Raw genomic sequence first — 10,795 nt, forward strand, 5'->3', positions numbered from 1 at the left:
TGGTAACGGCGTTGTGTACTGCCGCTACGACGCGGTAAAGCCCATGGTTCCGCGGGTCCGCACCCGCATAGCGTCGCCGCAGCCGGAGGCCCACCCGGGCGGCCGGCGACGCGAAAGGAACGAACGAGTGCGACCCACCATCCCTCTGGCCGTGCTGCTGCTGGCGGTCTCCGCCGCGGCTGTGGCCCTGCCCGGCAGCAGCACGGCCGCCGCGGCACCGGCAGACCCGGAGAAAACCAGCCGATACCTCGTGCAGCTGGCGGACGACCCGCTGGCCACGTACGAGGGCGACGTGAAGGGCCTGCCGGCGACGAAGCCGCGCGACGGCGCCAAGCTCAACCGCGGTTCCGCGGCCGCCCGCGCGTACCGTGGCTATCTGACCGGCCGCCGGGCGGCGGTGACGGCGAAAGCGCACGTCACGCCCGAGGCCACGATGGACACCGCGTTCAACGGCTTCGTGGCCGAGCTGACCCCGGCCCAGGCCCGGACGCTGCGCGACACGTCCGGCGTGCAGGCGGTGTTCGCCGACCGCACGGTCCGGATCCAGACGTCGAACACCGCGTCCTACCTGGGCCTGTCCGGCGAGGACGGGCTGTGGGCCCAGCAGTACGGCGGCGACACCCGCGCGGGCGAGGGCGTGATCGTCGGCGTGCTGGACACCGGCTACTGGCCGGAGAGCCCGAGCTTCGCGGCCCTGCCCGAGCCCCGCCCCGACCAGGCGGTGATCGACGCCAAGTGGAAGGGCACGTGCGACTTCGGCGAGGAAGCCCAGCCGCTGTGCAACAACAAGGTGATCGGCGCCCGCTGGTACGGCGGCAAGGCCCAGATCGGCAACCCCGAGGAGTTCGACTCCCCGCGCGACGCCAACGGGCACGGCACGCACACCGCGAGCACGGCGGCCGGCCGCAGCGGGGTGGCCGCCAGCGCGGGCGGGTTCGACCTCGGCGAGATCACCGGGATGGCCCCGGCCGCCCGCCTCGCGATCTACAAGGTGCTCTGGTCCGACGGCGCGGGCGGCGGCATGGGTGCCGAGGCCGACATCGTGCAGGCGATCAATGACGCGGTCGCGGACGGCGTCGACGTCATCAACTACTCGGCCGGCGACGGCAACGAGTACTGGAGTGCCACCGACGCGGCGTTCTTCAACGCGGCCGCCGCCGGCGTCTTCGTGTCGGCCGCCGCGGGCAACGACGGGCCGGGCGGGACGGTGGACAACACCGGGCCGTGGGTCACGACGGTCGCCGCGACCGAGCAGGACCACCGCTACCTCAAGACGATCACCCTGGGCGACGGCCGGACCGTCACCGGCGTCGGGATCGGGGCGGGCGCCGGAAAGGCCCCGCTGATCGATGCGGCGGACGCGGCCGTCCAGGACGACGACATCGGCCGCTACTACGCGGGCCTGTGCGAGGTGGGCGCGCTCGACCCGGCGAAGGCCAAGGGCAAGATCGTGCTCTGCGCCCGCGGCGGTGAGACCGGACGCGTGGCCAAGGGGCAGGTGGTCGCCGCGGCGGGCGGTGCCGCGATGATCCTCTACCAGTCCCCGTGGGACGCGAACGGCCAGATCGCCGACCTGCACGTGCTGCCGGCCGCCCACGTCGACGACAAGGTGGGCGCGGTCCTGACCGCGTACGCGAAGACGGCGAACCCGACCGCGACCTTCACGACCGGCGCGTGGACCCCGGTCGAGTGGCCCGCGGTGGGCGGCTTCTCCTCGCGCGGCCCGTCCGTGTTCACCGGCGCCGACCTGCTCAAGCCCGACATCGCCGCGCCCGGCGTCGACGTCGCGGCGGCCACGTCCCCGGCCGAGGGCGACAGGGACTTCACCCTCATGTCCGGCACCTCGATGGCGGCGCCGCACCTCGCCGGGTTCGCCGCGCTGGTCAAGGGCAAGCACCTCGACTGGACCCCGGACATGGTCAAGTCGGCCCTGATGACCACCGCGAGCGCGGTGACCAGCACCGGCGGCCGGATGCAGAAGGCCGGATCGGACGCCGACGCCAACGACTACGGCGCGGGGGAGGCCCGGCCCGCCGACGCCCTCGACCCCGGCCTGGTCTACGAGAACGACGCCGACGACTGGCTGGACTTCCTCTGCGGCGTCGAGGACGAGCGCGGCGGCGACGTGCAGCTGACCGGCCTGGAGTTCTGCGCGGACCGCACGCCGCTGACCGCCCGCGACCTCAACTACCCGTCGGTCTCGCTGGGGAACATGCTCGGGACCCAGACGGTCAAGCGGACGGTCACCAACGTCAGCGACAAGGCCTCGCAGTACAAGGTGTCGATCGACGCGCCCGAGGGCTACCGGGTCCAGGTCTCGCCCGCGAGCTTCGCGCTGCAGCCGGGCAAGAGCGTCACCTACACGATCAAGGTCACCCACGCCGGCGGTGCGTCCGGCTCCTGGGTCGACGGGGCTCTGACCTTCTCGGACAACCGGGGCCACGCCGTCCGGACGCCGCTGATCGTCCGCAACACCGCCCTGGTCGCCCCGGACACCGTCACGGGCACCGGCACCCAGGGCAGCGTCGCCCTGCAGTTCCAGGCCGGCTACACCGGGACGCTGCAGGTCCAGGCCGCCGGCCTGACCGCGGGGGAGGCGCGCACCGCCACCCTCACCGGCGACACGCGAGGCATCGACTGGAACGAGACGGACCTGAGCACGCTGCCGGCCCCGCTGCCGGCGTCGATGCTGCGGACCACCGTCACGGTCCCGTCCGGGGCGGTCAACCCCCAGATCAACCTCACCTCCCAGTACGGGACCCAGTGCGACGACGGCGACCCGTGCGCCGACTGGACCGCCCTGGTGTACGACGCCGCCGGCACCTTCGTCACCCAGGCCGCGGCCACCCGCCGGGGCGCCACGGTCGTCCTGCCCGACGGCGGCGGCGACTACACGCTGGTGATCGACCAGGAGATCCTCGACGGCGTCGCGTCCAACGATCTCACCTGGACCGTGGTGGCCCCGGGGGCGCCCGGCACGACCACGGGCAAGCTCACGATCGACCCGAAGCGGCGCACGCTCATGGCGGGGGCGACCGCCACGCTCACGCTGCGCTGGTCGGGGCTGGAGGCCGGCCGCACGTACGCCGGTGTCCTGGTCGTGGGTGACGGGACCACCGAGCTCAAGCGCATCCCGGTGACCGTCACCGGCTGACGTCAGGAGTCGAAGCCCAGGCCGACCTTGTCGAGCGTGCGGAGCCACAGGTTGCGCCGCCCGCCGTGCTTGTCGGCCTGGGCCATCGACCACCGGGTCAGCTCGATGACGCCACTGCGCAGCGGCTCCGGCGGGAACGGTACCGGCTTGGTCCGGATCATGCGCAGGGACGTGAGCGGGGTGGGCGCCCCGGCCAGCAGGTCGAGCATCACCTGCGCCCCGAAGCGGGTGGCGCCCACCCCGAGCCCGGTGTAGCCCGCCGCGTACGCGAGCCGCCCCCCGTACGCCGTGCCGTAGAACCCCGTGAACCGGCTGCACGTGTCGATCACGCCGCCCCACTTGTGCGTGAACCGGACGCCGTCGAGCTGCGGGAACGTCGTCGCGAAGTGCCGCGCGAGCGTCCGGAACGTCTCCTCCCGCTGGTCGTGGTCGACGGCGATGCGCCCGTCGCGGTAGTACACGGCGTCGTACCCGCCCCACAGGATCCGGTTGTCCGAGGTGAGCCGGTAGTAGTGGAACTGGTTCCCCGAGTCGCCGACACCCATCCGGTTCCGCCACCCGATCGACGACAGGTCGACGGGTTCGGTGATGAGCGCGTAGTCGTACACCGGCACCAGATAGTGCCGCAGCCGCCGCAGCAACGTCCCGTGCGCGCCCGTCGCCAGCGCCACGTGCGGGGCATCCAACCGCCCCTGCAGGGTGTGCAGCCGCAACCGGCCGGGCCGCGTCTCGATCGCCTCGACCCGGGTGTTCTCGTGGATGCGCACCCCCAGCGCCAGGCACGCCCGCCGCAGCCCCCACACCAGCCGGGCCGGATCGACCATCGCGCACCCGTCCCGGTCCCACACGCCACCCAGGTAGGTGGGGGAGTCGAGCTCGGCCCGGACCGCCTCCCGGTCCAGCAGCACCTGCCCCGGCTGGGCGGTCAGCTCCCGCACCTGCCACGGCGCGGTCGCGACCTGCAGTTCCCCCGTACGCTCGAAGCCGCACGCGATGTCGTACCGCGACACGGCGGAGGCGATGGCGTCGAGGTTGTCCCGCCCCAGGGCCGTGAGCAGCGGCATCTCGGCGGGGAACCGGCTGACCCCGTTCGCGTACCCGTGCGTCAGCGACGCCGAGCAGAAGCCGCCGTTCCGCCCGGAAGCCGCCCACCCCGCCGTCCCCGCCTCGAGCACCACGACATCCCGCCCGGGATCGCGTTCCTTGGCGATGAGGGCCGTCCACAGCCCGCTGTACCCGGCCCCGATCACGGCCAGGTCGGCCTCCGCGGCGTCGATCAGCGGGTCGGCCGCGACCGGCGCCCCCGGCTGGGTCAGCCAGTACGGCCGGGGTTCGGCGTCCGCCAGCGAGCGCATGTGCTCATGCCCGGCGGCGCGCTCGGAGCGAACTGCCGACGGCCACCAGCACCCCGGCCAGGAAGATCAGCGTTCCCATGACGTTGACCTGCGGCGGCAGCCCGATCCGCGTCGCGCCCCAGATCCACAGCGGGAAGGTCGTCGTCGTGCCGGCGGTGAAGTTCGTGACCACGAAGTCGTCGATCGACAGCGCGAAGGCCAGCAGCATCCCCGAGCCGACCGCGGGCAGGATCAGCGGGAAGGTGACCCGCCAGAAGGCCGTCCACGGCGAGGCCCCGAGGTCCGCCGCCGCCTCCTCGAGCGAGCGGTCGAGGGTGAGCACCCGGGCCCGCACCACCACGGCGACGAACGAGATCGAGAACATGACGTGCGCGATCGTGATCGTGACGGGTCCGAGCCCGACGCCCGCCGACACGAAGAGGGTCAGCAGCGAGGCGCCCATGACGAGCTCCGGCGAGCTCATCGTGGCGAACATGAGCAGGTTGACCGTGCCGGACCCGCGGAACCGGAACCGGCCGAGCGCGTACCCGATGCCCGTTCCCAGCGCGCCCGCGATCAGCATCGTGGCGAGCGCGATGCCGAGCGAGATCCCGAGGGCGCGGGTGAGGTCGTCGAGGGCGAACACCCGCCCGTACCACTTGAGCGTGAAGCCGTCCCACGTCTGGTTGTACCGGCCCGGGGTGTCGTTGAACCCGAACACGACCATCACGGCGATCGGCAGGGCCAGCCAGGCGACGACCAGCCAGGTGTACACGCGCAGGAACCTCATCGGGCGGCCACCTTCATGACGTCCTCGGTGCCCAGCGCGCGGGCGTAGGCGAAGACCCCGATCAGCAGCACGGCCATGAGCGTGAACGACAGCGCGGACGCGGCCGGGTAGTTCGAGCTGGTCAGGTACTGCGACTGGATGACCTGCCCGATCATGGCCGTCGAGGAGCTGCCCAGCACCGCCGAGTTGACGTAGTCGGAGCTGGCCGGCACGAAGGTCATCAGCACGCCGGCGAAGACCCCGGGCAGCGCCAGCGGCAGGACGACCTTGCGGAAGGCGACGGCCGGGCCGGCGTACAGGTCGCGGGCCGCCTCGACGACGCGCGGGTCGATGCGCTCCAGCGCGACGTAGATCGGCAGCACCATGAACGGCAGGAAGTTGTAGACCAGGCCGAGGATCACGGCGACCGGCGTGCCGAGCACGTGGAAGCCGTCCGGCAGCAGCCCGGCGTCCTTGAGCGGGCCGAGCAGGATGCCCTCGTCGGTCAGCACGTAGCGCCACGAGATCGTGCGCAGGACGAAGGACACGAAGAAGGGCAGCAACAGCAGGACGAGGTACGACGCCTTGCGCCGCCCGCCGTGGAAGGCGATCCAGTACGCCACCGGGAACGCCGCCACGATCAGCACGACCGTGGCGGCGGCGCCGTAGACGAGCGACCGCACGAGCTGCGTCCGATAGTTGACGAACACGTCGGCGTACGTCTGCCAGTGCCCCGTGAAGACGTACCCGGAGACGATGTCGCCCTCCTGCAGCGAGAGCGACAGCATCGTCACCATCGGCACGACGAAGAACAGCAGCAGCCACAGCCCGCCGGGCAGGACGAGCAGGTACGGAGCGAGCCGGCGGCGCACGTCAGCCCAGCACCACGGGCTCGAAGACGCTCTGGAACTCCTGGTGCTCGGCCTCCGACGCGAACGGCACGTAGTAGTGCAGCCGCGCGTAGTCGCCGGCGGCCGGGAAGACCAGCGGGCTGGCCGCGACCTGGGCGAGCGTCGCCTTGTCCTCGCCCGTGGCGGCCGCGGCGTCCTTGGCGATCTGCTCCTTGGCCGCCGGCACCGGGCACACGTAGTTGATGTACTCGGCGAGGCTCGCCGAGACCGGCACCTGGTAGAAGAAGTCCATCAGCGTGAGCGCGTCCACGGGGTTCTTCGCCGTGACCGGGATGGTGAAGTTGTCGGTCCAGATCGTGCCGCCCTCCGCCGGGATGACGAACTTGTAGTTCGTCCCGTCGGAGACGTTCTTCTGGAAGACGTCGCCGGACCACGCCTGGGTGAGCCAGACCTCGCCCTTGCCCAGCGCGTCGATGTAGCTCTGGTCGTAGTAGTTGCGCAGCACGCCGCTGCTCTTCTGCTCCTTGAGCTTCTCCGCCGCCTTGCGCCAGTCGTCCGGCGTGGAGTCCTCGGGCTTGACCCCGATCGCCAGCAGCCCGTAGTTGCCCAGCTCCTCGGTGTCGGAGAACATGCCGACCTTGCCCTTGAACCTCGGGTTCCACAGGTCGGCGATGCTGGTGATCGGGCCGGTCTTGCTCTCGTCGTACGCGATCCCGGTGATCCCCGACGCCCACGGGATCGAGTAGACGTTGCCCGGGTCGTAGGCGGCCTTGGCGTACGAGGGATCGGCGTTGGCCACGTAGTTGGGCAGCTTGGCGTGATCCAGCGGCGCCAGGAAGCCGGAGTTGCGGAACTTGGCGAAGTTCGACCCGTTGGTGATGATCATCGCGTCGTAGCCGATGTCCTGCTTCGCGGCCAGCTGCGGCTGCACCTTGGCGAACCAGGGCCCCATCTCCTGGATGACCTCCTGATAGTTCACCTTGATCCCGGTGGCCGCGGTGAACTTCTTGAGCTCCGGCTGCTCGGGGTCCATGTAGAGCGGCCAGCTGGCGACGCTGAGCGACCCCGTGCCCGTCCTGCCGGCCCAGAACTTCGCGACCTCGTCGGCCGCCGGGGCGCTGGCGGCGGGGGAGCCCTGCCCCTTGACCCCGCACGCGGCCAGCAGGGCGCCGGTCGCGGCGAGACCCGCCGTGGTCAGGAAGCCGCGCCGGGTGGTGAGCCCCCGGACGAGGGCGGGATCGAGGTGGCTCATGAGGCTCCGATCGGGTAGGAGTGCTGGGGGCTCCAGGTCAGGTGCACGCGGTCGCCGGGGCCCGCGAGGTCCTCGGCGTCCCGGGCGTTCTGGTCGAAGACCACGAGGTCGGGCCCCGCCGCCGTGCCGACCGTGTAGTTGGTCGACGTGCCGTGGTAGACGACGTCCTTCACCACGCCGGAAAGCATGCTGCAGCCTGTGGCGGCGGGCTGCTCCCGGGACAGGTCGATCTTCTCCGGCCGCACGGACACCTCGAGCGCCGTGCCCGCCGGCGCCGACGTGGGCACGAGCACGCGCTCGCCCGGCCCGTAGCTGAGGACCGCCACGCCGTCGTCGACGCGCTCGACCGTACCGTCGATGATGTTGGACGTGCCGATGAAGCCGGCCACGAAGCGCGTCGCCGGCCGCTCGTAGATCTCGCGCGGCGTGCCCAGTTGCTCGACGGCGCCGGCCCGCATGACCGCGATCCGGTCCGACATGGTCAGCGCCTCGCCCTGGTCGTGCGTGACGTAGACGAAGGTGATCCCGACCTCGCGCTGGATCCGCTTGAGCTCGGTCTGCATCTGCTGGCGCAGCTTGAGGTCCAGCGCGCCGAGTGGCTCGTCGAGCAGCAGCGCGCGCGGCCGGTTGACCAGCGCCCGGGCCAGCGCGACCCGCTGCTGCTGGCCGCCGGAGAGCTCGCGCGGCGCCCGCTTCTCCATCCCCGCCAGCGAGACGATGTCCAGCATCTCGCCCACGCGGCGGCGGATCTCGTCCTTGGCGACCTTCCTGCGCTCCAGTCCGAAGGCCACGTTCTCGTACGCCGTCAGGTGCGGGAACAACGCGTAGGACTGGAAGACCATGTTGACGTCGCGCTTGTGCGGCGCGATCCCCGTCACGTCGCGCCCGTCGAGGCGGACCGTGCCGCCCGTCGGCTCCTCGAAGCCGGCGATCATCCGCATGGTCGTCGTCTTGCCGCACCCGGAGGGCCCGAGCAGCGAGAAGAACTCGCCCTGTCCCACCGTCAGGTCCAGCCGCCGGACGGCCTGCACCCGCTCACCGTGCACCGTGAACTCCTTGTGCACCCCGGCCAGCTCGATCGCGGCCTCGCCCATCCCCACCCCCATCGCAATCTTGCGGGGACCTTGACACATGCAAACGCGTGAAAACAAGACCACGCAGCGCACATTTGCGAGGCTGAAACAAAGACCGGATCAAGGTCAAATGCGAAGGACGATGTCGTAGCGGGGTGGGGGGTACGGACCGCTGCTCACGCCGAGGTGCCCGGCGCGACTCCGCTGGCCGCTGACGCGTCCAGAGCGCGGAGCCCCACCGGGCCACGTGCGTGATCCAAGCTCCCGAAGATCAAAACCCGAAAGCGCCGGCCCGCGGGGAGCGGGCCGGCGCCTTCGTCGCAGCGTCCGTAGTGGTCGGCCGGGCGGCATCAGCGCCCGCCGCGAGTGGTCCGCCGGGCGGCGTCAGCGCCCGTCGCGAGTGGTCGGCCGGGCGGCGTCAGCGCCCGTCGCGCGGGTTCAGGCGTCGAGGGGGAGGGCGCCCAGCGCCTTGCCGGCCTCGCGGGCGGAGGCGAGCGCGCCCTGGTGCATCTCGGCGGCGAGGTCCTTGAACTGGTCCAGCGCCGGGTTGACGCCGACCAGGGTGAACTCGCGCTCGACGACGGTCAGGTCGGCGCCCCACGAGTCGGCGAAGATGCGGCGCAGGAACGGGGTCGAGTGGTCCCAGCCCTCGCGCGGGGTGCCCGCGCCGTAGGCGCCGCCGCGCACGGTGGCGAGCACGAACTTCTTGCCGCTCAGGAACGGCTGGCTGGCGACCCGGGGGTCGGTGGCCACCAGGTCGATGTAGGCCTTGATGTGCTGCGAGGGCCCGAAGTTGTACAGCGGGACGGCGAAGAGGATGGCGTCGGCGGCGACCAGCTCGTCGTAGAGCTCGGCGGCGAGGGCGACGGCCTGCTTCTGCTCGTCGGTGCGCTGGTCCTCGGGCGTCATGCCGGCGCTCACCGCGGCGGCCCAGTAGGTGGCCGGAATCGGCTCGATGCCGATGCGGCGGCGCTCGATCGTGTCGCCCGGGTGGGCGGCCAGCCACTCCTGCTCGACGATGTCCGCGATCTCGCGGCTCGTGGAGTGCTCGAAGTGAATGCTGGCGTCGAGGCGGAACAGGGTCACGACGGTGTCCTCTCACAGGTTCAATCTTGAAGCGGTTCAAGCTTGAACGCCACCCTAGCACCTGCACTTCAAGATTGAACCTGATGCGAGCCGGGTCACGTTCCGGGGTGCGCGGCCGCCGTAGGATTTCCGCCATGCACGACGAACCGCGGTGGCTGGACGAGCACGAGCTCCAGGGCTGGATGGCGCTCGCCAGCCTGATCTTCAAGCTGCCCGCCGCCCTCGACGCCCAGCTGCTGCGCGACAACGGGCTCACCCTGTTCGACTACATGACGGTCAGCGCGCTCTCCATGGCGCCGGACCGCACGATGCGCCTGAGCGACCTCGCCGGCGCCATCAGCGCCTCGCTGTCCCGGCTCTCCAACGTCGTCAAGCGCCTCGAGCAGCGCGGCCTGCTGCGCCGCGAGCCCGACCCGGAGAACGCCCGCTACACCCGCGCGGTCCTCACCGACGCCGGCTGGGACCTCGTGGTCGCCGCCGCGCCCGGTCACGTCGAGGCGGTCCGCCGCTACGTGATCGACGGCCTCACGCCGGAGCAGATCGAGGTGCTGCGCCAGGTCGGCTGCAGCGTCGCCACCCGGGTGAGCGAGGGCCTCGCCGCCGCCCGCCCCCCGACCCCCGAGGCCCACGCCGCCTGCCAGGCCGCCCAGGCCGACGACGACGCCGCCCTGGCCGCCGAGTGCGCCGCGGCAGCGGAAGCGGCGGAGAAAGCGTCAGCCCCGAGCCCCGTGACGGCGTCAGCTGAAGCCCCGAGTTCCGCAGCGGCGGCGGGAGCGTCAGCCCCGAGTCCCGTGACGGCGTCAGCTGAAGGCCCGAGTTCCGCAGCGGCGGCCCCGAGTCCCGTGACGGCGAAGCAGTAGCCCCGAGCCCCGCAGCGGCGGAACCGGCAACCGCGAGCCCCGGTCCGCGCCCGCGACTGGCGCCATCCGCGAGGAACGACATCGGCGCCCGGCCCGGTTTCGCGCATCGCGCGTGCCACCGGCGCGTGACGGGCCGCGAACCGGCCGGGACGTGACCGCAATCCGCCCTAGCGTGACCCCATGCACACGACCACGCTCGCCCCCTGGCTGATCTCCGCCGACACGGCCGCCGAGATCGACTTCCTCCGCGCGGTTCTCGGCGCCCACGAGGTCCCGGGCGCCCGCGTCGCCGACGGTGACCGCATCCTGCACGCGGAGGTCACCGTCGACGGCACGGCCCTGCTGCTCTTCGACGCCGGGCCCGGCTGGCCGCCCACCCCGGCCCATCTGCGCCTCTACGTCAAGGATGTCGCGCG

Annotated in this window: 8 protein-coding genes and 1 pseudogene; 3 read left to right on the forward strand and 6 right to left on the reverse strand. The window is 71.9% G+C overall.

The features are described from left to right. Positions 1 to 127 precede the first annotated feature (127 nt). Positions 128 to 3,154, forward strand: coding sequence for a S8 family serine peptidase (locus tag RBH18_RS27750; RefSeq protein WP_306212928.1), 3,027 nt, complete (start codon positions 128 to 130; stop codon positions 3,152 to 3,154). Positions 3,155 to 3,156: 2 nt separating this feature from the next. On the opposite strand, the gene RBH18_RS27755 is transcribed toward RBH18_RS27750, so the two are convergent. The 6 genes from RBH18_RS27755 to RBH18_RS27780 form a co-directional block, all read right to left on the reverse strand. Further along, a complete protein-coding gene (locus RBH18_RS27755; RefSeq protein ID WP_306212930.1) occupies positions 3,157 to 4,509 on the reverse strand; it encodes an NAD(P)/FAD-dependent oxidoreductase in 1,353 nt (450 codons plus the stop codon). Between the two features lie 4 nt (positions 4,510 to 4,513). Beyond that, entirely contained in the window at positions 4,514 to 5,278 is a 765-nt protein-coding gene (locus tag RBH18_RS27760) for an ABC transporter permease (protein WP_306212932.1), read from the reverse strand. Continuing rightward, a complete protein-coding gene (locus tag RBH18_RS27765) occupies positions 5,275 to 6,129 on the reverse strand; it encodes an ABC transporter permease (RefSeq protein ID WP_306212934.1) in 855 nt (284 codons plus the stop codon). Before RBH18_RS27765 ends, RBH18_RS27760 begins: the two co-directional genes overlap by 4 nt. Before the next feature lies 1 nt (position 6,130). Then, positions 6,131 to 7,360 (reverse strand): polyamine ABC transporter substrate-binding protein, encoded by a 1,230-nt coding sequence (locus RBH18_RS27770; RefSeq protein WP_306212936.1) that lies wholly within the window; start codon positions 7,358 to 7,360, stop codon positions 6,131 to 6,133. Continuing rightward, positions 7,357 to 8,454: an ABC transporter ATP-binding protein gene (locus RBH18_RS27775; protein WP_306212938.1), complete on the reverse strand. Its 1,098-nt coding sequence runs from the start codon at positions 8,452 to 8,454 to the stop codon at positions 7,357 to 7,359. The genes RBH18_RS27770 and RBH18_RS27775 overlap by 4 nt, the downstream gene beginning before the upstream one ends. 417 nt (positions 8,455 to 8,871) lie before the next feature. Continuing rightward, positions 8,872 to 9,519 carry an FMN-dependent NADH-azoreductase gene (locus tag RBH18_RS27780; RefSeq protein WP_306212940.1) on the reverse strand — a complete coding sequence of 216 codons (648 nt, stop codon included), beginning with the start codon at positions 9,517 to 9,519 and terminating at the stop codon, positions 8,872 to 8,874. Positions 9,520 to 9,653: 134 nt separating this feature from the next. Between RBH18_RS27780 and RBH18_RS27785 the strand changes: the two genes are divergently transcribed. Further along, on the forward strand, positions 9,654 to 10,379 hold the full coding sequence (locus tag RBH18_RS27785; protein ID WP_306212942.1) for a MarR family winged helix-turn-helix transcriptional regulator: 726 nt from the start codon (positions 9,654 to 9,656) through the stop codon (positions 10,377 to 10,379). Positions 10,380 to 10,559: 180 nt separating this feature from the next. Continuing rightward, positions 10,560 to 10,795, forward strand: a pseudogene (locus tag RBH18_RS27790) (VOC family protein); the annotation flags it as partial.

This window comes from Actinoplanes oryzae, from assembly GCF_030757795.1.
Classification (GTDB): domain Bacteria; phylum Actinomycetota; class Actinomycetes; order Mycobacteriales; family Micromonosporaceae; genus Actinoplanes.

What these genes read in the sequence shown, in the direction of transcription:
- RBH18_RS27755 (WP_306212930.1), bottom strand. Translation starts at nt 4,509, where the DNA reads ATGCGCTCGCTGGCGGACGCCGAACCCCGGCCGTACTGGCTGACCCAG.
- RBH18_RS27760 (WP_306212932.1), bottom strand. Translation starts at nt 5,278, where the DNA reads ATGAGGTTCCTGCGCGTGTACACCTGGCTGGTCGTCGCCTGGCTGGCC.
- RBH18_RS27770 (WP_306212936.1), bottom strand. Translation starts at nt 7,360, where the DNA reads ATGAGCCACCTCGATCCCGCCCTCGTCCGGGGGCTCACCACCCGGCGC.
- RBH18_RS27775 (WP_306212938.1), bottom strand. Translation starts at nt 8,454, where the DNA reads ATGGGCGAGGCCGCGATCGAGCTGGCCGGGGTGCACAAGGAGTTCACG.
- RBH18_RS27785 (WP_306212942.1), top strand. Translation starts at nt 9,654, where the DNA reads ATGCACGACGAACCGCGGTGGCTGGACGAGCACGAGCTCCAGGGCTGG.